Origin of the sequence: Pseudomonas sp. BN414 (genome assembly GCF_029871275.1) — a bacterium.
In the GTDB taxonomy this organism is placed as follows: Bacteria; Pseudomonadota; Gammaproteobacteria; order Pseudomonadales; family Pseudomonadaceae; genus Metapseudomonas; species Metapseudomonas resinovorans_C.
This window is the reverse complement of the sequence record NZ_SSOL01000025.1, coordinates 83,114-106,507: the sequence shown is the minus strand read 5'-3', so window position 1 is coordinate 106,507 and position 23,394 is coordinate 83,114. Positions and strand designations below refer to the sequence as shown.

Genomic DNA, 23,394 nt, shown 5'->3' with positions numbered 1-23,394 from the left:
ATAATTCAGGGTGCCACCTGGCGTATGGAGGTGGACACCCTGACTCCCGCTTGAATCGTCCCCACAGCGGCGTTTAGTCAGCAGCAGTCGTTCCCGTACCGGCCGGCAACAGCATGTGCTGGATAGTCGGCGCAACCATCGCCACCAGCGCCTCCTGACTGGCCTCGGCAAGCACCGGCACGCCGATGATCTGCCGCCCGGTAACCACACCCACCAGCATCGACAGTGCCAACCCAGCTCGGATGCGAGCGTCCGGCCCGAGCGACTCACTGCCCCCCGCCGTTAACCTGGACTCGATGTAGTCCCGCAGATGGTGACGCGCCTGCTCATTCACCATCGCATTCCGGAGCATCGCCATGAGCGGCTCCGACTCCTCGGGCGCACCGTCCCACGCCTGGAAAAAGGCGCGGACTACGCGCTCGCCGAGATGCTCGTCCGCGCGCTCGAATACTTCGCTCAACTTCTCCAGCGCCGACTCAGGAATATTCATGACCGCGGCAAAGAGTTCGTCTTTCGAGCGGAAGAACTGCATCACCATGGATACGTCAACGCCGGCATCTGCGGCTACGCGGCGCATCGTAGTCGCGGTAAAGCCATCACTGGCAAAACGCGCCCGTGCTGCATCAAGCACGGTCTGTCGACTGCTGCCAGAGCCCGATGGACGTCCAGGTTTGCGCCCTCGCCTTGCTACTGCTTTTGGTTCTTCTTGAGTTGTCATGGCGCCGCTATGTCAGGTTCTTCGCTGCCGCGAAAAAGGGAATGGGTCAGTTAGGGACATCGGTAAATCGGCTGGCGCGAAACATAACAACCCCTGAGCTCTGCTGCCATCCCGCCCCCATGGATTTCACCGCCATCCGGCCAAGCAGCCTCTACCCAGCGCCCGATGTCTGCGCGTGGTACGGGGTGGCTATCGGCTTGATCGGCGCGGCCGGATACAGGTTAAATCAATTTACTCAACACGTGTTGAGTTTAATTTTCGCACGACCTACACTCGCCTCACCGCCCCCCAGGCAACACCAAGATCTGCACAACAAGAGGACCTCGTCATGAGCAGTACCCCGCAGACATCACGTAGCACGCTGCACACCGGGATTTTTTCCGGCCCGGTTACCGGCCTCAGATACCAGACGCCTACCCTCAGCGGGCTGACCAACGAAAATGGCGAGTTCCAGTACCGCGAGGGCGAACGCGTCGCCTTCCTGCTCGGCAACACCTCGATTGGCTCGGCGCTCGGTGCGCCGCACATCAACCTGGCGGAAATCGTCAGTCGCGTGGACGGCAACATCAACAAGTTGTGCGATGCCGGTCTGACTAACATTGCCCGCCTCCTCTGCTCGCTCGACCGCGATGGCAACCTGAACGGTGGCATCACCATCGACCCGGCAGCCCACGAAATTCTCGGCAAGCAGCGCATCAACTTCCGCCACGACATTTCCTTTGCCGGCCTGGCGCTGAACCCCGTGCTCGAGTTCGAGCAAGACCCCGTTATCGCCAGGCTACTCACCGAACTTTCGGCCGCTGGCGTCTTTTCCGAGCGTACGCCGCGCACGCTGTGCACTGCCGCGACTGCACGAAATGAAGTACGCCGCCATATCCTAGGGATTCTGCGATTCAAAGACGTAAAGATTCCGCTGCAAAACGGCCTGTACGTGTATGCGGATGTGTTCCGCCCGGCCAAGGAAGGCAAGTTCCCGGTGATCATGAACTGCGGCCCCTATGGTCGCGCGTTCTACCACCACTCCATCGCTAACGACGCCGAATTCGACGCCCATGAGGAGATGGAAGAGCGCTACTTCCACGGCAATCCGGATGGACAGGTGTTTGAGAACCATGAAACGGCCAATACCGTGGACTGGGTGCCGCACGACTACATACTGGTGCGTGTGGACGGGCCCGGCTCAGGCCAGAATCCGGGCACGCTTGCGCCCTTCGGCATTGAAACGGCCGAGGCATTTCGCGATGCGATTGATTGGGCCGGCGTGCAGCCCTGGTCCAACGGCAATGTCGGGTTGTGGGGCATGTCGTACTACGCCATGAGCCAGCACGCCGCCGCCAGCCTGGAGCCCCGGCATCTGAAAGCGATGATCGCCATCGGCACCGACGTGGATCTGTACGACGAGGTGGCCTATACCGGCGGCATCCTCAATGAAGAGTTCTTCACCCACTGGTACCGGGCCGGAGTGCTTGCAGCCGTGTGCGGCGAGCCCAATGCGGTCGACTTCATCGGCCTGCTCAAAGCAGCCACCTTCCGGGACTCGGACCCCGCTGTAGCGTTCGGCCCCCGCTCCACGATTCTGATGAGCCCGGACATGAGCAAGGTGAAGGTGCCGCTCTGGGCCGTTGCCTGCACCACCCACATGGCGCACTTCCACCAGCTCGGCAGCAGCGAGGCCTTCCTCGCCACCAACACTGAGTCGAAGAAAATCGACTTCTGGGAAGACTGGTTCACCAAGCCCTATTCGCGTACCGCCATCGCCGATCATCGGGCGTTTTTCGACTACTGGTTGAAAGGTATCGACAACGGCGTCATGGACACCGCGCCAGTACGCCTGGAGATTCGTAGCGGCAATGGCGCCTCCTATATCCAGGAAGAAAATGAATGGCCCATCGCACGAACCACCTACCCGCAATGGTTCTTCGACGCCACGCCATCGGACTGGCAAGGCGATGCCTATCGCGATGACTTTCTGCGTCTGTCGCTGACACCGCCAACTGTCGACAGCCAAGCCGACTACAGCGCTGAAATTCCCCTGGAACTGCGCACCGGCATGCCGCCCTGCTTTCTGCCCGTAAAACCGCCAGCGGTGCTGGAAATCTGGAGGACGGGCATCTCGTTCATCAGTGATCCGGTGAACGAAGACATGGTGTTCGCCGGTTATGGCAAAGCGAAGCTGTGGGTGTCGTCCACCAGCATGGACATGGACATCTACGTGAGCCTGCGGGTGCTCGATGAGAGCGGCCAGGAAGTCGACTACGCCGGCCCGACCACCATGGGTATGAACGTGCCCAACTACCCGCTCGCCAAGGGTTGGCTGAAGGTGTCGCATCGCCGAATCGATGCATCGCGCTCAACCAACTACACGGTCAAGCACACGCACCGCAAAGCCGACTACGCCCCGCTTGTAGGTAACGAGGTGGTGCCGGTCGAGATCGAGATCATCCCCAACACCGCGTTGATCCGTAAGGGCTATCGCCTGCGCGTGGACATTCAGCCATTCGACGGCGTCGATCATGGCCCCCGCCACGGCTATGACGCTACCTACCACGACGGTGCGCGGAACACGATCTACACCGGGCCGCATCGTCCGGGGTTTATCCAGCTGCCAATCGTGCCGGCGAGAGACGCATAACCGCCGAATCCTGATTCGATAGCACGTGGTGGGCTCGTTTGAACACGAGCCCGGGATTCGAAAACCGCATGTCCAAAAACAATGAATACAGGAGCTCGCTATGACTCTCGAAGAACTTGCTGCACGTACCGAAATTCACGATGTACTGCTGCGCTATTGCCGTGGTCTCGACCGGATCGATATGTCTCTGGTCCGTGGCGCCTTCCACCAAGATGCCTACATCCACTTTCCCGAGAGCCTGCATATCGGCGGCGCCGAGGGATTTTTTCAATTCCTGACTGCCGAAATGCCCCGGTTCAATCGCACCCAGCATTTCCTCGGGAACAGCCTGATCGAATTCGACGGCCCGGAGATTGCCTATGTCGAAACCTATCTGCAGGCTGACCACGCCTCGTCGGAGCGCCATCACTGGAACGGCGACACGGTCAAACTGTGGGCGCGCTACTTTGACCGCTTTGAACGCCGCGACGGCGTGTGGCTGATTGCAGAGCGCCGCCTTATGGTCGATTTGATGTACCGCTATCCCAAGGAAAACTGGTTCGATGATCATCCGGATGCGTCCGGTAGCCCGCGCGACGGCACGGATCGCGTACTGCGCAAAGTTGCCGGCTTTTCGGGTACGCCGATTGCGGAAAAATCGCTTAAAGACGCTTGATCCGCGCTAACAGCTCGCGGCTAAAGCCGCTCCGACGAGACTGCGCAACTCGTAGGAGCGTCTTTAGCCGCGATTCTTTTGTAGTTTGCAAAAGTCCGATCAGGAGTTCGCGGTTGAAGTGCCCAGCTGGAAGGTACTCAGTAGCTGAATATGCTCCTGGGTGACCTCTTGGATCGCGTGAATGGTTTCCAGCATCAGCGGTGAAGGCGTTGCCCGGGACGGCTGCACCAGCAGGAGTTCCAGGGTCAGGCCGGCGCCGGAAAACGGGTTGAGCCTGAAGTCTCGCTCGGCGGGATCCGCGTTGACGTCGTGAACGAACAGCAAGCCAGGAAGAATGGCCATCCACTCGCTTTGCCGAATCAGATCGAGGGTCGCCAGCACGGCATCGAGTTGATAGTTCGGCCCCTGCCCCGACGGCGCGTCGAGCTGCGAACCGATCCACTGCGCATGCTCACGGCTATCAGGCGCCAGGAGTTTTAGCCCCGCCAACTTATCGAGCCCGATAACTTCCCCATGCTCGAAACCACTGACATGGGTGATGGACGAAACCAGAAACGCCGGTGTGGCAGCAAAGACCGTCGTGCTCAGATCCGCAGGCGGCTGCGAGATCGACGGGATGATGGCGAAGTCGAGTTCATTGGCGCGCACCCTGTCGATCAGCATATTGCTGGGGGCGTCGATCACGGCGATGGACGCGTTGGGGTTGTGATCCATCAGGCGTAGGTAGGCCGGCGCGAGCTGATAGGTCGCCAGGGTGGGCGTCACCCCGAATCGCACTTCGCCTGAAAGTCCGCGCTCAAAGGTGCCCAGCGCCTGCAGTGCCTTGGTGTTGGCAGCCAGCACCTGCAGACAATGCTGGTAAAACACCGTGCCCGCTGCGGTGGGCTCCACCGTTTTCTGACGGTCGAACAACTGCACGCCCAGCAACTCTTCGAGCTGCTTGACGTGCTGAGAGATACCCGACTGAGTGGCGAACTCACGTGTCGCCGCGGCAGTGAAAGAACGTGTCTCATACACCGCCACGAACAGTTGCATCTCCCGCAGACCGGGCAGCGAATCAGTCATGACGAAATTCGCTCATTGAAGGTTGGCCGAGGCTTGACACCTTATCGCCATAGGCAATGCGGATCGGGATGGCATTGATCTCCTCGGTGGCCTGCCTCAACAAATCGATAAAGTTCTGGGCAATCGGGGCCAAGGGTTTTCGCGCCGGCTCCACCAACAGCATCTCGTCCCAGAGAATGGGATCGGCCAGCGGATTGAGGGTGAAGCGCCGGCGTCGCAAATCGTCGGCGATAAACAGTCCGGAAATAATCGCAGTCCAGTGACTAGAGCGCACCAGATCCATGGCACCGAGCATGGACTCGAACCAGTTGAGCCGCTGAGCCACCCTAACCTTGTGGTCGATCAGGTACTGCTCCAGCAGCGGTCTTCTGCCAACGGGCAACACCAGGTACAGATCCTCGATCTTGCTCAGACGAATCGGTTCGCAATGAGGCAGGTCTGAGTTCGGTGAGGAAACCAGAAACGCGGGTGTCCTGGTGAATAACGAAATGCCCAGGCCACTGGCGCCGCCGGCTTCGTAGGACATGCGCTGCGTGATGGCGAAATCCAGCATGCCGCGCCGGACTGCGGTCGCCAGCACGCTGCCGGTGCCTTCGGTCAGTTGCACGGAAACATTGGGATAGGCCGTTTCGAAAACCCGCAGCGCCCGGCTGAATACCGAGCGAGTCATGGTGGGGATCATGCCGATACGCAGCGTGCCTTCGGATGGTTCCGCACGGCGACCGACTGCGTTGCAGGCGCTCTCGTGCAAGCGCAGCAGTTGCACACACTGTTGGTAATAGGCATGGCCGGCTGGCGTTGGAACAATCGCGTGGTCGCGGGAAAAAAGCCGTACGCCCAGCTGGGTTTCCAGCTGCCTGACGTGCGCGGACACGCCGGACTGGCCGAGCCCTTCGCGACTAGCGGCTACGGTGAAGGAGCCTTCCTCGTACACGGCAACGAACATGCGGATGTGCATCAACTTCGGGAGCATCATGCGCTGGACCGTCTCTTATTATTCTTTGCTACATGGCATTAACGAACTGCGGGAAGCTCGTACTTTATCCACATAGGTAATGGCTTGCCAGACCTCCTCGGGGTGACGGCCAGACTACCCGCAGCGTGCAGTCTCGCCGACGGTATCCGCGCTGGGAAAATCCGCTCAGCGTTCGCCTGCGTTGCGCTGGCGAGGTGCATGTGCCCTTGGACCACGACAGTGAAATGGTGCGGTCTGCGACCCGGGTAGTCCTTTGTCTAGCCGACCTTCATCATGCCGCCGTCGACGGCGAGCAACTGGCCCGTCATAAACTGCGCGTCTTCTCCGGTCAGAAACAAAATCGGCCCGACGATATCGCGGGGTACAGCCATACGTTTAAACGCTTGTAGATTGACGATGCCATCGCGTACTGCATCAGGCAGATGACCAGTACCCGGTGTAGCAGTAAGTGCGGGAGCAACGGCATTTACCGTGATGAAGTCGTTGCCCAAATCGTTCGCAAGCCCGCGCGTAAATCCAATGATGCCCATCTTGGTTGCCATGTAATGGCTAACGCCGGTAGCGTTGGTGACGATTGATGTCGAAGAGATGTTCACAATGCGCCCCCACTTGTTCTCACGCATCATTGGCACGAATACCTTCGCGCTGAAAAACATGCTGTCCAGATTGATTTCAAATGTTCGCTTCCAGGTGTTGAAATCCATATTGTCGATATGCACGTTGGGGTAGATGCCGGCGTTATTGACCAGAATGTCGCAGCGTCCATATTCCTTTCTGACGAGCTCGCCGGCAGCGTCCCAGTCCTCTTCCCGGCTGACATCACACGTCACGGCAATTGCCTGACCACCCGCCTCCTCAACGAGGCGGCTGGTCTCAGAAAGATCCGCGATATCCAGCAGCGCGAGCAAGGCGCCGCGCTGTGCGAGCCCAATCGCCAGTTCCTGCCCAATACCTTTTGCGGCACCCGAAACAATGGCGACACGATCTTTATGTGTGTGCACGACTACCACCTGTAGCGCTCGAGTTACTGTTCAAAGGCATGTGCTGTCCATGAAGGCTCAGGACCTTGAATTCCAGATGATGCTAGACATTCCACCGTCTACCGCGATGTCCGTGCCGGTGATGTACGACGCTCTATCCGATGCAACAAACAACAGCGTTTCGACGATCTCTTGCGCACGGGCGGGTCGACCTAGCGCCGCATGACGCCACAGCGGGCGCGCTACCGGTAAGCCGTGCTCATCCAGTGTTGGGGAGGGCAGTGCGTCTGGATTGGCAATCAGCCCTGGACTGATGCTGACCGCGCGAATGCCATGCGGTGCGCCTTGGGCAGCGAGCATACGCGTAAGCGCCTGAACGCCCGCATTCGCCGCACCATGGGCAACGGCGGGAAAGCCTGAGAGTTCGAGATGGCCGGCAATTGATGACACGCTGACAATCACGCCTTTTTTCTGCTTGAGCATGTGCGGCCAAACCGCGCGAGCGGCCACATAGGCAATCGTCAATTCGTTGCGGATCGTGAAGTCCCAATGCTCAATCGAGGCTTCGTCGAACGGTGCTATGGCTACACCCGCAGCGTTGTTACAGAGAACGTCGATTCGCCCCCACCGCGATATGGCTTCGTCGGCCCAACGTTGCGCGTCAACAGGGTTGGCCAGATCGAGTGGCTCCAGCGAAAACATCTCGCCACCCGACTCCGTCACCAGTCTGCACGTCTCCTGAGCCCGTCGGGTTGCGACATCGCATCCGAGGACTTTCGCACCTTCCCGGGCAAACATCTGAGCAGCTGCCTGCCCCATCCGCCCGCCGGTTCCTGATATCAGCACAACCTTGTTTTTGAACTCTGCCATTGCAGCGGTCCTGTTAGTGGCCAGTGGCGGAACGTTGATGGTGCTGCCGGATGATTTCGCCCGGCAGCATCGGCAAGGTAAGCAATCAGTCAGCCCCCGAAGCGTGGCTCGGGCAGCCCTTTCACCCCCAGGCCATGAATGGCGAACAGGCTCCCGCGCATCGCGTTGTCGCCCGGATAGCGAGGCAACGGTGGCTTGGTCATGGACGTGACAAACAGGGTGTCCATGTTGGGACCGCCAAAGTTGACGCTGGTGACCTTCTTCACCGGCATCTCGATGACACGGTCCAGGCTGCCGTCGGGCGCGTAGCGGCACAGTTTTCCCGCGTAGACGTGGGCATTCCAAAGGAAACCTTCGGCATCGACGGTTGAACCGTCGGTGGCGGTCGTGGCGGTGAAGCCTTCTTTGGTGAAGGTACGGCGGTTGGCGATGGCGCCGGTGTCGAGGTCGTAGTCGTACATCCAGATTTCCCCGGAGAAGGTGTCCGAGAAATAGAACGTCGACCCGTCAGGGCTCCAGCAAGGTCCGTTGGAAATCGCGAATCCAGCATCGAGGGTGTGCACCGACAAGTCGGGGTCGACGCGAAACAGCGTGCCGTCCGCAAAACCCTCTCGGGTGTCCATGCTGCCTACGATAAAGCGTCCCCGCGCATCCACCTTGCCGTCGTTCAAGCGATTGTGGGGTTTGTCAGCCTCGGGGTGGGCTATCAGCTGGGTATCGCCGGTGTTGAAGTCGAGGAAATGAAACCCCGAACCCAGTGCCACGATTGCACCGCCATCGCGACGCAGTGCCATGGAGCCAATCGTGTCGGGCATATCCCACGACCGCACCTCACGGCCGTCAGCGGTGCAGCGAAAGACGCGACCGTCGACCACGTCGATCCAGTATAAGCGCTGTTCTTGCACGTCCCATAAAGGGCCCTCACCGATGGTCGTCTTTACATCGACCAGAACATCGATTTGCATCTTAACTCCGGGACTCTATTGAACTCGCAGTAGGCGATCCGACCAACGCAGAACCGCATTATTGGACTGCGCTGAACTTATGCCTTAGGCGGCTCTGCAATTGTAATGAATACGCCGTACGGATCTTTAAAGCTGAACCAGGTCATCGTGAGGTTGCCGCCGGGTTTGCGGATAATAATGTCTTTCGGCGCACAAACGATTTCAACGCCATCATAAGTGCGAATCTTTTCAAACGCCTCTTTGGCATCTTCGACCAATAGCGCCAAACGAGTGATGCCAACCTGATTCATCAAATCATAAGGACCGTCACCAATGATGGTGGAGGGTTTGGTGTATTCGATCAGATTGATTTCAGTGGCGTGTCTGGGATCTGCGCCTGCGGTCAGAATATGGTGCGCATAAATGCTGATTTCATCTTCGGCGAAACCCAGAAGCGGGCCGTCCGCTTCGTCGGTGCGAGTTTCGAATGTCGAAACAAAACCCAGCACATCGCGGTAAAATTTCAGGGCCTGATCGACGTCAGGCACGGTGATGCATACATGCAGGAGTTTCTTAACTAATGCGCTCATCGCGGTTACCGTCCTTTATACATTCCAGGCGTTGGTCAGGTTGTAGCGTGTTGCCCACTGGACGTCGTAGACCTTGTCGCCCCATGTCTGCTCTTTATCTACGCCGGCTTCAGTGCGCGCCTCGCTATTCATCCACGCCTCGAACTTAGCCTGACTGTCGAATTCATAGATCGTCAGATAGGTTGGGCACGGCTGCGTGGTGGCGCCCACATGATAGGTTTCCTCTGCCAGTTTGAAGCGGGTGACTTTCTTGACAAAGTCGCCCTTCAACAACATAGGAACATGAATCTCGTCATACCAGGCGTTGAATTTTTCTTCATCTTCTGCCTGGCAGTTGATGCCAACCGTCCAAATCACTGTTTGGTTGCTCATTGCTTTTCTTCCACAATAAATTTCTGGAATTCTCAATAACAAATACAAGGGAAATTCGGACAAAGGGAGCCCGCACCCACTTCCAGCAAACAACGAAAGTGAGCGTGGACTTATTCTTTGCTTATTTCTTTTTGGCGATAGCCTCGAAGAATTTGACTTTCCCTTGTTCACGATGACTACGCAGCGTATGGGTAGTCATCACCGGATGCTGTTCGTAAGCCGGCTCAGGAACGTTCGGGTTTCCTGTCCATGAAATCAGTCGGCAAACGCGGTTGCTGATACGCCAGCCCTTATCAGTACGGACCAGAACATCGTCATACCAGCCGCGGCCAACCCAGTCAGGACCGCCCACTGCCGTGTCGCGCGACAGCAGCCAATCGCCATAGGTCAATGCATAGGCGGTATCGCCATCAACGTGAACGCAAGAACCGGTCATGGTATGCATGTGGTTGGTCAGCGTCTCGTGAAAGTCCTTAAAGGCGAACTTCAGTGCGCCAACAGACTTCCAGACAGCGCCAGCCGGACCGAAGTCAGCATGGGCATCCTCGGTGAAGACGTCGTCCAGCAGGTCCCAGGCATGGCTATCCAAAGCAACGCCATAGAGGTTGATCACTTCGATAATCTCAGATTTATCTTGTGTGACGCTCATTTCAAAACTCTCCGGTTTGTCAGTGTAAGAAAAACCGCTTCCAGGTGGCATTTCTAACCAACGATCAATTACTTGCAGTATTCAATGACTTCCAGGATGTTGTCGAAGGGGTCCTTGAAGGTCAAGATCTTGAATTTACCGCCGGTTGGAGCAATAACGACTTGTGGTTCGCACAGGAAAACGATGTCACCACGCGCCTTCAGCTTCTCATAGATGGCATCGGTATCGTCTACGCCAAACGCCATACGATTGATGCCTGCGTGGTTCAGCGGTGCAGCTGGGTTCTTATTGACAACAGTCTTCGGCGAAACGAACTCGATAAGATCGATGACGGTCGCGTTTTCCTTGTCCTTGCCTACCAGGTGATCGGCATGGATTTCAATGATCTGGCCCGGAAAACCGAGGATTTCACCGGGCGCTCTTTCGCCCCGCAGTTTGCCGATAGACTCAAGCCCGAGCACGCCGCAATAGAACTCCAGTGCCGCTTCGATATCGGCGACGGTGATGCATACGTGAAACAGACGATTGATATAACGATCCATGGTTTTTCCTTAATTTCAGGCTTGTCTTAAATTCAATTGTTATTCATTTGAAACCAGGTTAGCTGCGCCCACCCTCCTCATCTACTCCGAAAGCGACCTCTCGCTTTTCTGTTGAAAAACACCTAATACATCGATTGTGAAGCAGCCGGGTTCGAGCCTGCGCTATGCAAGCAACGACAAAATGGCGCACAAACCAATACTAAATCTGTATAAGCAGTTGCTACTACATACTCTGCAAGGGGCTCTCTTTCACGAGGAGAAACGCAATGAGGGCCACCAAACTAGGTGCAGCCATGCAAATCAGGATGATCGGCACACTGATTCCGCCAGCCAGCATAAAGCCGGCAATTGCGGGACCCATAATGGGGCCAGTCCGGCCAATAGCGTAAATCACGCCCATCGCGGATGAGCGAAAGCTCATAGGATATAGCGATCCGACGTAGGGTAAGAGAATGCAAGTTGCCCCCATCGCCGCAAAGCCCGCAAAAAACATGCAAATCAATGCGATGAATGGAGTTTGAATAACGCCAATCAGCGATATCGAAACAAATAGAACAGGCATGTAAATTGCGAACACTTTCTTGTAACCGATCTTCCCCGACATCCATCCGGCCAATGGCGTGGAGATGAAGTTGCTGCAGGTAAACACAAGGATGAAGCTCACGCCTGTTGTGAGCGAATACCCGCGCTGAACCATCAACTGTGCGATCCAGGTCGTAAGGGTGACTGCAATCATCATGATGCAGAGCATCCCGATACCCAGAAACAGCGTGTTGCGTGCGTAGCCACCTTGGAAAAGACGCTTCAATGGCACCTTGGCAGCCGGAGGCTCTTTCAGTAGGTATTCGTCGTTGGCGCTGGGTACAAACTGCGGATCGGCCTTTTTCAAGACCCTACCAACCTCCGCGCTTTTGCCCTTCTTCACCAAGATCGACATCGACTCCGGCAAGCACACCAGCGCAATGGGAACGAGGACGATGCAGACGAAGGTTCCAAGCAATATCGCCCGCCATCCGAAGGTGGATAGAAACGCGATGGATAGCAATGCCGAGATCAACACGCCCACCGAGATTCCGGTATAGGACACACTGGAAACCATCGCTTTCCATTTGCCCGGCGTGTATTCAAAGACCAGCGCCACGGCAATCGGAACGATGCCGGCCAGGCCAAAACCCGCGACAAAGCGGTAGATGGCGAAGTCAACAAGCCCCTGAGCCAGGCCGCACGCGGCAGTGAAGATAATGAACACCGTCATGCCGATCAGCATCATCCGCTTGCGACCAATTGCATCGGCCGCCACGCCAAAGATGATCGCACCACCCACGGCCCCGATATGCCCAACGCTTGCCAGAATCCCGGCCTCGGCGGGGCCCATTCTCATGTCGGTCATGATGGCGGGAAGCAACGTGCCGAACAGCGCACTGTCGATGCCGTCGAACACGATCGCGAGAAAGCAGATCACCGCCACCTGCACGCTGAATGAATTGAACTTGCCGCCGTCGATAACCTGCGTAACGTCAACTTGCGGTCTGCCCGATAGCGGCGCACTCATAAAATTGCTCATGGCAGGCATCTCTCGTACGCCAATTTGTTGGTTTGACCCGGTGCCCTGGACGTCGAACCCACAGTTTGGGCCGCAACGTCGGCCGTATCGCAGCTGGAGCCTTCACGGGCGCGAGGCAGCAGAAAGCGCGCCAGGGCCGGGATCAGAACCAACGCCCCGAGCATGTTCCACAGGAACATGAAGGCCAGCAGCAGGCCCATGTCGGCCTGGAACTTGATGCTGGAGAAATGCCAGGTCGCGACCGCTGCCGCCAAGGTCACCCCCGTCAGTAGCACCACCCGGCCGGTGAACTGCAACGCAGTGGCATAGGCCTCTTTCAACGTGGTGCCGGCGCGCATGCGGGTCAGGGTCACACTCAGCACATACAGCGCGTAGTCCACCCCGATGCCTACGCCAAGCGCAATCACTGGCAGGGTCGCCACCTTCACGCCCATCCCCAAGACAACCATTAGCGCTTCGGCCAAAACGGAAGTGAGCATCAGCGGCAGCATGGCCACCAGCACCGCCCTCCAGGAACGGAAGGTGATGAAACACAGCAGCGCCACCGCCCCGTAGACCATGAACAACATCTGGTACCAGGCCTTGTGAACCACGATGTTGGTGGTGGCGTCGATCCCCGCCGAGCCGGCCGCCAGAAGGAAGGTAGCGTCCTTGTCATTGTTCTTCTGAGCGAAGCGTTCGACCAGGTCGACCACCTGCTGCAGGGTTTCGGCGCGGTGATCACGCAGGTAGGCGTACACCGTCAGCAGGTTGCATTCTTCGTTGTACAGTTCCCGCGGTGCCCGGGCAGTGATGGTGTTGAGCATGCTCTGATTGCTCAGCAAGTCGTACCACAGCGGACTGCCTTCGTTCATGCCAACCATCAGACGCCGTTGCAGCCGCGCAATCGACTGAGTGGACTCCACACCGGGCAGATCCATCAGCTCCCATTCGAGTTGATCGACGCGGCGCAGCACGTCGTACTGGCTGCAGTTGCCATCGGAGGTTTTGACCATGATGGCAAACAGGTCATTGCTGGCACCGTAGTTTTTCGTCAGGTAGGCCACATCACGGTTGTAACGTGAGTCGGCCTGCAGTTCCGGTGCACCGGCGTCGAGGTCTCCGACCTTCAGCTGGGTGCCAATGGCAATGCCAATTACCGCCAGAGCCACCGCCGTGGCTACAGCCAGCATGGCGCGTCGCCCCTCGGTGAAGCTGACCAGCCAGCTAAAGAAGGCACTGCTCTGCCCGGCCGCGGAAGCTGATTCTCGGCGTACTGCCCTCTCGGCTGCTTTACGGCTCACTCCTACATAACTCAACAGCACCGGCAGCAGGATCAGGTTCGAAATCACCAGTACCAGCACGCCCAAGCTGGCGGCGATGGCCAGTTCGCGGATAACAGGGATATCGATCATCAGCAGCACCGCGAAGCCCACGGCGTCAGCCAACAGCGCGGTGAGGCCGGCCAGAAACAGGCGCCTGAAGGTGTAACGGGCGGCCACATAGCGGTGCGTCCCACGCCCGATGTCCTGCAGGATGCCGTTCATTTTCTGGGCGCCATGGCTAATGCCGATGGCGAAGATGAGAAAGGGCACCAGCATGGAATATGGGTTCAGCGAATACCCCAGCAGCGGCAGCAGACCCAGCTGCCACAACACGCCGGTCACCGAGGTAATCACCACCAGCGCCGTGCTGACCAGGTCGCGGTTGTAAAAGAACACCATCGCTGCACAGATGACCAGAGCGATGAAGAAGAACCCGATCACCTCCTGCATGCCATCCATAAGATCGCCGGACAGCTTGGCAAAGCCGGTGATGTGAATGGCTACCTCGTCACTGCTGTATTTTGCGCGCAGCTGCTCCAACTGCTCGGACAGGGCTGCATAGTCCAGCGGTTTGCCGGAAGCATCACGCTCCAGCAACGGAACCTGGAGCACGGTGGAGCCGCCATTGGCCGCTACCAACTGGCCGATTTCGCCCGAGCGCTGCACGTTCATACGCAGCTCCTCGAGCTTGGCCGGCGAGCCATCATAGTGATCAGGGATAACCTGACCGCCGTCCAGGCCTTCCTCGGTCACCGCCGTCCAGCGGACGTTGGGCGTCCACAGCGACTTCATGAACGCGCGGTCCACACCAGGCAGCATGAACACGGCGTCGTTGAGTTGGCGCAGCGTGTCGATATAGCTCGCGTTGTAGATGTTGCCCTTGCGTGCTTCTACAGCGATGCGCACCGAATTCCCCAGACCGGTAAGTTCTTTCTTGTTGTCCAGGTAGTTGGTGATGTACGGGTGATTGGTGGGAATGGTCTTTTCGAAGCTGGCATTGAGATTCAGGCTCAACGCGCTGAAGCCGAGCATGATCGTGACCAGCACGGACAGCAGCAGCACCAGGATCCGGTGGTTGAAAACGGCACGTTCGAGCCGGGAGCCCGAGCGCGGATCAAAGTCTTCGAGCCGGCATGCTGCGGTCGAGGTTGGGGTCACAGTGGTCATATCGTTGGACTCGTTGTGTGGCGCGTCGCGTGATCGTGAGAACGGGTGGCGTCAGCCAAGCCGGGCAACCCCGCCCATGCTGGTGGCAACTAGACCACCATCAGGGGCTTCGGCGAGCGAGGTCAGAGGCTCTCGCCGCGCAAGGGGCTGCTCGGTGAAGTGGACACCTCCGTCGCGGCTTACCAGCAGCCGCCCGCCCTGTGCCAGCAGCGCCACCCGGCCATCACGCAGTTCAACGCCAGACAAGACAGTTAAGGGTGCCGGCAACTCGATCGGGGCAGCGGTTGTGCTGCCCCGATCAATGCGGCAAGCAGCCCCCAGCAACCCGGCGCACACAAAACCACCATTGCGCGTGGGCGTGACGGCGAACAAGGTGCGCTCCGTAGGTGCAGCCAGCGATTCAAAGCTGGCGCCATCATCGTTGCTACGCATGAGCACGCCCTGCTCTCCGGCGATCACCCAGGTCTTGTCATGGCGGGCAACCGCATAGAGATGCATACGCATTGGGTTGGCCAAACGATCCCGGCAAGGAGTCCATGTCTTGCCGCCATCGTCAGTGGTAGCTGCCAAGCCGAACGCGCCCACCACCATTCCGCGCAGCGCGTCGGCAAAGCAGATCGATAGCAACGGTTTGTCTGCGCCGTCATCCACCAGACGCTGAGCATCTGCGATCAGGCGTTCACGGTCGGCGTCGATTTCAGGCAAGCCCTGGGCCTGAGCCAGAGTTGCCTGAGCGAGCGCCTTGCCATCGGTCTGTAGGGCCCAGCTTTCGCCGCCGTCAGTGGTATGCAGCACAACACCACTGTGGCCAGCGATCCAGCCCTGATGAGCATCGACGAAGCTCGCCGAGGTCAGAGTTACGCTGACCGGCACGCGCGCCTGGCGCCACTGTCGGCCACCGTCGTCGGACAACACGACCAGGCCGCGCTCGCCCATTGCCACCAGCCGGTCACCGGCCAGAACCACGCGGGTCAGCACTGCGTGTGCTGCTCGGTGAGTCATAGTGGCTGGCTGGCGCAACGGGTCGGCCATGATTGCCGAGACGACCGCTACTGTGGTGGAGGCCATGGTGGGGGCCAGCAGCACCTGCAGCCCCACGCCCATTCCCAACAGCAACAGCGTCCGGCGCGAGCCGTCGAAGCCTTCATTGTTATTGTTGTTCATACTGCCCATCTCATCAGGGTTTGTAGTTCTGGCGGGTTACAGCCTTAACGCACGCCCTCTCCAGCAAGCGACTCAGGAGTGAAGATCCGCTCTGGCATTGAGGCCTTGAGGTTTACCTGTTGTTCGCGGGGGAAGTAGGCAGACGCGAAGTAGCCACCACCGATCAGGTCGTAGGACATATAGCCGGCCACGATGGTCCCTGGTGCCGCCGGGAACACGGTCGGCAGGTTATAGGTCACCTTCCACAGCTGCCCCTGAGCATCCCAACGCTCGCCTGCCACAGCGATCCAGGTGTCTTCATCCAGGTACACACGCAGGCGAGGAATCACATGACGCTGGCCTTGCTTGAGCGTGCCTTCCACCACCCACACTCGGTGTTGCTCGAAGCGCACGAAATCAGGGTTCACGGTCTGCGCGGTCATCAACTTGTCGAGGGACGGCGCCTGGTGGTAGCTGTTGGTGTTGTAGGGCACGTACATTTCCTTCTTGCCCACCAGCTTCCAGTCGTAACGGCCGATGGACGAGGAGTACACCTCAACTTCGTCGAAGTTCAGGATGCCGCCCGCCACCGGGCTCGGCACATCGCAGCAGGTCAGCGGCAGGCGGCGAACACGGCGCTGGCCGGTCAGGTACACCCAGGTCTTGGATTCGATGTCATTGATGTTTACGCGCTGTAGCAGAATCTCGCCGGCGCGGATGGGTGGACCCGAGGTATCGACGCGGCGCACCACGATGTTGGAACCTGCGGCTTCCCATTTTTCCAGGTTGCTGCTCGGGTCGTAGTACGGGAACGAGCTTTTCGCCACGTTCTGCGAGACCGGAATCACTTTGCCCTCAGGGGTAACTCGCGCCAGGCTAGGCGCCGTTTGGTAGCCAGGGCTGGTCCATCTCAGCAGATGGTTCCAGATCGCCTCTTCGCCGTTCTTTGGGATTGGGAACGGGGTGCCACCAAAGGTGCCCTTCGGGAAAGGACCAAGTTCGCCACTTGGATCCATCGTCGCCCGGGTGGCGTTCGCGAAAGTGTTGTCATACACCCATTGCGGAGCCGCTGCGGTGCGTCGGGTTTGGAACACCTGAACCTTGAAGTTCGGGAAGCGTTGCAGCAGCCCCATAGTCCCTTCGGTCAGCTTATCCGCATACTGCGCTGCGTTCTGCGGCGTGATGGTGAGCAGGGGCTTGTCATTGGCAAACAGGTCAGGAACCGCCGGCGAGGTGTACGAAGCATCGACCGGATAGCCGCCCTCCCACGGAGGGATCGTTCCCTCCTTGTTACCGGCACGCTCTGCGCCCACCGGAGTCAGTGCGGTCTTGAGTTTGGCCGCTTCGTCAGCCGTTACGGCGGCCTGGACCGTCGGTGCCGCGAGCGTGGCGCACGCCAATGCCAGGAGGGTAAAGCGAGAGAAAATGCTCATGTGGTTCTCCGTTAGAAGGTGCGACGCAGCGACACTGAGACGAAATCCCGATCTTTCAATGTCTGGGCGAAGGTGAAGGTGCCGTTAACGGTGGGGTCAGTGGAGGCATACGTGGCGGTGTTTTCTCCGCCGTAGTAGTGGGTGTAGGCCAGAGAGAAGTCCCACACGGTCAGATAGTTGCCCGCCAGCGTGAAGGTCATGTCCCCGCCATTGTTGGGGCCGAGCTGCACCACTGGAGACTTGCCGTGGTTGTAGCCCACGGTGAACGATGGCGTAAGGTCCAGGCCGTCCATCACGTTGCGCTGCGGTGCAGCGAATACCGCACGCACCGCTTCCGCGCGTCGATCCAGACCTGGGTCCATGGCGTTGCAGTTGCTGGTGCAACTGGTCATCTGGTTGTAGGCCACTTCCATGGTGAGGGTAGGCTCGTCGGACAGGAAGTTGCGCGGCATGCTCCAGATCATCGACAAGTTGGCATGGAACGAATTGCCGATGGCATAAAACGCATGGTTGTTGTTGTCCGCCTCAGCACGCCCCACGTTCTGCGGTAGGCTGGTCAGCGGCGTATCACGACGCACCGAGATTTCACCGGCGTAGTTGAGCGAACCCACCGTTGTGGTGGCACTGATACCGAACGCCTTGATGTCCTCCGGATACACCAACTGGTACGTCCCCAGCCCAGCACCGCTGATGCCAGTCGGAGCAGGCACTCGGGAATAAACCACCGGCGTCTTGGCGTGGTAACGAATCCCATAGACGCCAAACTCCCAATCGCCCAACTGTGTGCGCAAGCCCAGGCCGAACTGGCCGTTATCGCGTGCACTGATATCACCTGCGCGCGCTAAACCATTGCCTGGCACGCCGGGCGCGACTCGAATCCGCTCGCCGCCATCACCCAGGAAGTCCGCAACCGAGAAGTAGCTGCCGGCTGCGGGCAGGCGGGTAGCATCCCACTCGTATTGGTAGAACCCAATTAGGGTCAGCGCCGGAGAAAACTGGATTTGGCCCGAGAACTGCCCCACCGGCATGATGATTTCCTTGGTGGTCGATCCGGGTACCGATGATGCTTTGATCGCATCCACCGGCGACTGGGTTCCGGCAATGGCGTTGGCGCCGTAGAACAGGCTCTCGCCCCAGAGCACTGTGTGCTGGCCCAGGCGGCCACTCACGCGGGCTGTGCCTATGTCAGTGCCACCAAAGACGAAGGCATCCAGGATCTCAGCCTTTCTTCCGTGCAGTTCACGCGTGTCATCGGTGAACTTATTGTTGCGCACTGACAGCGAGTTATTAGTGGCGGGAGAGTCGTTGTCGTTCTCGCGGTTGTAGACGTCGTCGTACCAGGCTGCCCCACTCACGCGCATGCCGAAATCTTCGCGATAGACCAAGTCCATTTCGGACAGCAGATCGAATCGGTTGGAGATGAGCCTGCCGCGCTTGAAGTTACGATCGCCGTCGTCGCCGTTCAGCGCAGCGGGGCCTTTTCCGCCACCCGGAGTTGGGGGGACATTCTTGGTTAGGGTGTCAGATTGGTCCTTGACACGCATGCTGGCAGAGTACTTGACCGTATTGTCCCAGCGCAGCTTGATATCGGGGTTACCCACATCGATCGGCGCGGCCAATGAGTAGCCCGTAGCCATCAAAGCGGCGACGGCAATCACCGAATTCAGGCTCTGGCGGTACAAAACGTCGTACGGCATTGCAAATTTTATTTTTATTATTTGCATCGTTGTCTCCTGGAGAGATTGTTTGACGCATGAACTCCGATTGCTGATCTGCCCGGTAAACAGGATCACCGGCCAGTCACGGCCACTTACAAGAGACGTCTCCCATGATTTTGTGGTGCTGTCCTGAATACGTAGCACGAGCAATTCGTAGTGCAAGCAACACAGAGCCCAGGCTTGAAAAGATGCATGGCGAGCCCTTGTTCCGGCTGGATCGCATCTGTGTTGTCCGGAGTATTGCAGCGGTGTTTCAGTAGGGATAATGATTAATCCCGCTGCACCGCAGCCGGAATTTTGATGGCAATGCCGGGGAGCCGACTGACTGCTCGGCCGATGGAGAAACCACCTGGTCTGCGGCTTTTAGACGGGTCTGGCAAACGCGCGCGCACGCCGGACCAGCCCGACAAAGGTGGCCGTTCGATTGGAGAAATTGTTACTGGAATGGACGCCGGAACTGCATGTTCAGTGCGCTGTTGCAGCGCCTAGACCCGGCGTAATTCACACATGCAGATGGTGAAGACCTGTCGCGTGACTCCGCATCAAGGACCTACGGGGTCTGCTTCTTCGGCACCGTTGGCAGCCAGATGCCTGGCCATCCTGTCGAACAGCAGCTTTACCCGCGTCAGTTCCAGTCGGGCAGCCGGTACCATGATTTTTACCCAGCGCTCGACCAGCGAAAACCTCTCCAGCACAGGCACGAGCTCCCCGGCCTGCAGGGCATCGGCCACCACCGGCAGTGCCAGCTGGACAATCCCATGGCCATCGCGGGCGGCGGCGCACAGATAGCCTTCATCATTGGTGATAAGCACGGGGTGCACATCCACTTCCACCCTCCCCTCTGGCGAGTTGAACGCCCAGATGGAACCGGCGATGGAAAACGTCAGACAGGGGTGGTGGATCAGGTCGCGGGGATGCAGCGGCGCATCGCAGCGTGAAAGATAAGCAGGGGCCGCGCACAACAGCCGGGGAAAGGGCCGGATGACCTGCTCGACCACATCCGAATAGGCCATCTGATCCATCCCGACCGAGATATCAAAGCCCTCTTCCGCTGGATTGCCGCCCCTGTCAGAAGCGACGATTTCCAGTTGAACCAGTGGATTCTCTGCAAGGTAGCGGGTGAACAGCTCACCGAGGCCCTGGCGGATCAGCACCGCAGGCGCCTTGACCCGGATCGGGCCTTCGATACTGCCAGGGCTCAAAATCGCGCCGCTGACCATGTCGTTGTATGAGCGCAGCAGCTGGCGTGAATGAGTCAGGTAGCTTTGTCCGGTGTCCGTCAGCGTCAGTCGCCTGGTCGAACGGTCGAACAACGTGGTTTTGAAATCCCATTCGAGCTCATCAACCCGCTTCATGATCACCGACGGGGAGGTGTACAACGTGCGCGCGGCAGCTGAGAAGTTACCGGTGTCGGCGGTCACGACGAAAGCCTTCAACTTCAACAGCATGTCCATGGTGCAGCGCTCAGCATTAGGTGATGAGTTCAGACTCGACGGCGCGACGGATGTCCACCTTCGACCACAGGCGATCATGGTGTGCCTGACAGCCTGGACCTAGCGACCCGATGCCGTTGAGCACACACCAGTGCTCAAGGTAGAAGAGCGCAAAGTCCGCGATGGTCAATTTCTCGAACAGCCAGTCTTTGCCGTTGATCTGTCGTTCCGCCCGGTCGAGCCCGGCCTGGAAAATTTTCAGGCCCTGGGCCTTCACAGCCGCGTGGTCAGCTTCGCTCGGCGTGAACTTCTCGGGTCGACGAGCGCGAGTGTAGCCTTGCATGTGAACGGTAGATACCAGGTATTCGGTCATTTCCAATACACGTATCTCGCCTTCGATGTCCGTCGGGATCAGTTCTCTCTCCGGATTGATGCGCGCCAGATAGAGCGCGATCACCGGGAACTCGGTGAGCAGCGATCCGTCATCGCGAATCAGCGCGGGGACTTTCCCCTTCGGATTGACCTTCGTATACGCCTCGAACTCTGGTGTGCCGGGACGAGCTGCCTTCTCGGTCTCGAACGGCTTGCCGATTTCGGCGAGCAAGGCATGGATGCCGATCTGGCAGGCACCCGGCAAAAAATACAGCTTCATAAGACGCTCCATAGGTAATGGTGGGAATTGGAGTGGTGAGGGGCTAGACGATGAGCGTTTCCAGGACACCAATGCCATGCACGCCCGCCTCTACCCGGTCGCCAGGCTTGAGGTACCACTCCTGCGGATCGGGCTTATGGTGCAAGGCCACGCCTTCGGGTGTCCCTGTGCTGATCAAGTCTCCCGGCATCAGACCGAAGCGCGACCAGAATGCGACCATTTCGCCAAAGCCAAAGATCAGGTCGCGGCAGTCGGAGTGCTGACGCAATTGGCCGTTAACCTTCAGCCACAGCACCAGCGCAGTGGGATCCGGCACCTCGTCGGCAGTAAGAATGTAGGGGCCGATCGGACCAAAACCCGGGAAGTTCTTCCCCAGCATCAGCATGCCGTTCTGCATTTCACGCAGCTGCCATTCACGCGCGGACAGGTCGTTGAAAATGGTGTAACCGAAGATCGCGCTGGCCGGATCGATATCACTATGCGCATCGATGGCCCGGCCCAGCACCAATGCGATCTCGGCTTCGTAGTCGAGACTGCGAACGTCCGCAGGTCGCTTCACCTGGCTCTTGTGAGGAACCAGCGTTCGCCCAAGCTTTATAAATCCTGTCGGAAAGTCGCTATGCAGCTTGCTGGCGTTGGCGGTATCACCCTGTTTCGACTCCATCAGGTGCCGCCCAAAGTTGCGGCCGGCACAGAACATGGACTTCTCCGGCACCGGTGTCAGCCACTGCACGGTGCTCGGGTCATCCATCCAGATGGGGTCCTGGCGTTGCGCGGCCCAGTCAAGCAAGTCGTAGGTGGCATCCATCGCCCGTGCGCCACCCTCGATCAGGTCCATCACCGTAGTGGGCGTGTCTAGGCCATCACGGGCAGCGGCAGCCTTTGCGACATCCACCAGCCGCTCAAGACCCGAGGTGACGGTTACGACGCCGAGCCGTTCAGGGCCGGCCGCAGATTTGTAGCGTGCAATCTTCATGAGTCGAGCCGGGCCAGTAGGTGCTTGAGCAGCTGCACTTCGCTCGGATCCAGACTGCCTTGGACATCCGCTTCGCTGGACTTGCGTATGGCGATTAGTTCCAGCACCGCCAGACGGCCTTTAGCGGTCAACCGAACAGCCACCGGACCATCAGTGCAGTCGACTTCATGCAGCAGCCCGCGCTCGATGAGGTTCAGCACGATCGCCGTGGAGATCCCCTGCCCGCGCACTTTCTCGCTACGTGCCACGATCTCGGGTACGCACAGCCCATCCTCACGACCGATGATGCTCAGCACGGCGTATTCCTCTGCAGACCAGCCGTGGGACTCAAGCCGATCGATCACGCTCTGCCGGGTCTGGAAATAGGCGTTGGAAACCTGGAACAGCAGGTCATCGGATGACAGGTTGCTGAACTCATCCGCCGACTCAACCGCGGCAACGGCCTGCTTGGGCAGCAACATGCCGTAGCGTCCCCCGTGGAATACCAGCGGCTTACGCGCGGAGTGGCCGAAGTCGACGATCTCGCCGACGAAGATGACGTGATCCCCGCCTTCGTATTGGTAAGCCAGCTTGCAGGAAAAACGGGCCATGCAGTCCGGCAACAGCGGAATGCCGTCCGGGCCGCGATCCAGCGCAAGGCCCTCGAAGCGGTCGATGCCTTTGCTGGCAAAGCGCGACGAAAGCGCCTCCTGGTCTGCCGACAGGATATGCACGGCGAAATGCCCACTGTTGCGAAATGCATCCATGTTCAGGGATGTTCTCGCCAGGCTCCACAACACCATCGGCGGATCCAGGGACACCGAGGAAAAGCTGTTGGCGGTCAAACCGATGTCCACACCGCCCGGGCCGGCCGTGGTGACAATTGTCACGCCAGTGGCAAACGAGCCGAATGCGTCGCGCAAGGCGCGGCCGTCGAAGCGTGGGCCTGCCTGGACGGAGTCTATTTGGGTTGATGCCTGCGTAGTCATCGCGAATGCCTCTTCTCTTGCAATTCGATTGCGCCGAGTTACA

General features: G+C 58.8%; 21 protein-coding genes. 2 read left to right on the top strand and 19 right to left on the bottom strand.

Annotated features, from left to right (window positions below):
• Positions 1-73: 73 nt before the first annotated feature.
• Positions 74-631, bottom strand: a complete 558-nt coding sequence (locus E8E95_RS02940) for a TetR family transcriptional regulator (protein WP_280347980.1) — start codon at positions 629-631, stop codon at positions 74-76.
• A gap of 415 nt (positions 632-1,046) precedes the next feature.
• On the opposite strand from E8E95_RS02940, the gene E8E95_RS02935 reads away from it, so the two are divergent.
• Together E8E95_RS02935 and E8E95_RS02930 are read left to right on the top strand one after the other, a co-directional pair.
• Positions 1,047-3,350 (top strand): CocE/NonD family hydrolase, encoded by a 2,304-nt coding sequence (locus E8E95_RS02935; protein ID WP_179058274.1) that lies wholly within the window; start codon positions 1,047-1,049, stop codon positions 3,348-3,350.
• A 100-nt stretch (positions 3,351-3,450) separates the two neighbouring features.
• Positions 3,451-4,005: a nuclear transport factor 2 family protein gene (locus tag E8E95_RS02930; RefSeq protein ID WP_179058273.1), complete on the top strand. Its 555-nt coding sequence runs from the start codon at positions 3,451-3,453 to the stop codon at positions 4,003-4,005.
• Between the two features lie 99 nt (positions 4,006-4,104).
• Here E8E95_RS02930 and E8E95_RS02925 read toward each other — a convergent pair whose 3' ends face one another.
• The 18 genes from E8E95_RS02925 to E8E95_RS02840 form a co-directional block, all read right to left on the bottom strand.
• A complete protein-coding gene (locus E8E95_RS02925; protein ID WP_179058272.1) occupies positions 4,105-5,070 on the bottom strand; it encodes a LysR family transcriptional regulator in 966 nt (321 codons plus the stop codon).
• Positions 5,063-6,046: a LysR family transcriptional regulator gene (locus E8E95_RS02920; protein ID WP_179058271.1), complete on the bottom strand. Its 984-nt coding sequence runs from the start codon at positions 6,044-6,046 to the stop codon at positions 5,063-5,065. Before E8E95_RS02920 ends, E8E95_RS02925 begins: the two co-directional genes overlap by 8 nt.
• Before the next feature lie 257 nt (positions 6,047-6,303).
• On the bottom strand, positions 6,304-7,047 hold the full coding sequence (locus E8E95_RS02915) for an SDR family oxidoreductase (RefSeq protein WP_179058270.1): 744 nt from the start codon (positions 7,045-7,047) through the stop codon (positions 6,304-6,306).
• Positions 7,048-7,104: 57 nt separating this feature from the next.
• The gene (locus tag E8E95_RS02910) at positions 7,105-7,896 is read right to left on the bottom strand and encodes an SDR family oxidoreductase (RefSeq protein WP_179058269.1); all 792 of its coding nucleotides are present in this window, start codon (positions 7,894-7,896) and stop codon (positions 7,105-7,107) included.
• A gap of 89 nt (positions 7,897-7,985) precedes the next feature.
• Positions 7,986-8,861, bottom strand: coding sequence for an SMP-30/gluconolactonase/LRE family protein (locus E8E95_RS02905; protein WP_179058268.1), 876 nt, complete (start codon positions 8,859-8,861; stop codon positions 7,986-7,988).
• Positions 8,862-8,938: 77 nt separating this feature from the next.
• On the bottom strand, positions 8,939-9,430 hold the full coding sequence (locus E8E95_RS02900) for a VOC family protein (RefSeq protein WP_179058267.1): 492 nt from the start codon (positions 9,428-9,430) through the stop codon (positions 8,939-8,941).
• Positions 9,431-9,445: 15 nt separating this feature from the next.
• Positions 9,446-9,802 (bottom strand): DUF4286 family protein, encoded by a 357-nt coding sequence (locus tag E8E95_RS02895; protein WP_179058266.1) that lies wholly within the window; start codon positions 9,800-9,802, stop codon positions 9,446-9,448.
• Positions 9,803-9,923: 121 nt separating this feature from the next.
• Complete coding sequence (locus tag E8E95_RS02890; protein WP_179058265.1) at positions 9,924-10,451, bottom strand: nuclear transport factor 2 family protein; 528 nt, start codon at positions 10,449-10,451, stop codon at positions 9,924-9,926.
• A gap of 68 nt (positions 10,452-10,519) precedes the next feature.
• On the bottom strand, positions 10,520-10,993 hold the full coding sequence (locus E8E95_RS02885) for a VOC family protein (protein WP_179058264.1): 474 nt from the start codon (positions 10,991-10,993) through the stop codon (positions 10,520-10,522).
• A 223-nt stretch (positions 10,994-11,216) separates the two neighbouring features.
• Complete coding sequence (locus E8E95_RS02880; RefSeq protein ID WP_280347973.1) at positions 11,217-12,557, bottom strand: MFS transporter; 1,341 nt, start codon at positions 12,555-12,557, stop codon at positions 11,217-11,219.
• The gene (locus tag E8E95_RS02875; RefSeq protein WP_256873284.1) at positions 12,554-15,028 is read right to left on the bottom strand and encodes an MMPL family transporter; all 2,475 of its coding nucleotides are present in this window, start codon (positions 15,026-15,028) and stop codon (positions 12,554-12,556) included. Before E8E95_RS02875 ends, E8E95_RS02880 begins: the two co-directional genes overlap by 4 nt.
• A 51-nt stretch (positions 15,029-15,079) precedes the next feature.
• A complete protein-coding gene (locus E8E95_RS02870; RefSeq protein ID WP_179058262.1) occupies positions 15,080-16,192 on the bottom strand; it encodes a YCF48-related protein in 1,113 nt (370 codons plus the stop codon).
• A gap of 44 nt (positions 16,193-16,236) precedes the next feature.
• Positions 16,237-17,604: a DUF1329 domain-containing protein gene (locus E8E95_RS02865; protein ID WP_179058261.1), complete on the bottom strand. Its 1,368-nt coding sequence runs from the start codon at positions 17,602-17,604 to the stop codon at positions 16,237-16,239.
• An 11-nt stretch (positions 17,605-17,615) separates the two neighbouring features.
• Positions 17,616-19,328: a DUF1302 domain-containing protein gene (locus E8E95_RS02860; protein ID WP_179058260.1), complete on the bottom strand. Its 1,713-nt coding sequence runs from the start codon at positions 19,326-19,328 to the stop codon at positions 17,616-17,618.
• 536 nt (positions 19,329-19,864) lie between these two features.
• Positions 19,865-20,776, bottom strand: a complete 912-nt coding sequence (locus tag E8E95_RS02855) for a LysR family transcriptional regulator (RefSeq protein ID WP_179058259.1) — start codon at positions 20,774-20,776, stop codon at positions 19,865-19,867.
• A 16-nt stretch (positions 20,777-20,792) separates the two neighbouring features.
• Positions 20,793-21,407 (bottom strand): glutathione S-transferase C-terminal domain-containing protein, encoded by a 615-nt coding sequence (locus E8E95_RS02850; protein ID WP_179058258.1) that lies wholly within the window; start codon positions 21,405-21,407, stop codon positions 20,793-20,795.
• Positions 21,408-21,450: 43 nt separating this feature from the next.
• Entirely contained in the window at positions 21,451-22,383 is a 933-nt protein-coding gene (locus E8E95_RS02845; protein WP_179058257.1) for a fumarylacetoacetate hydrolase family protein, read from the bottom strand.
• The gene (locus tag E8E95_RS02840; RefSeq protein ID WP_179058256.1) at positions 22,380-23,351 is read right to left on the bottom strand and encodes a flavin reductase; all 972 of its coding nucleotides are present in this window, start codon (positions 23,349-23,351) and stop codon (positions 22,380-22,382) included. Before E8E95_RS02840 ends, E8E95_RS02845 begins: the two co-directional genes overlap by 4 nt.
• Positions 23,352-23,394 lie beyond the last annotated feature (43 nt).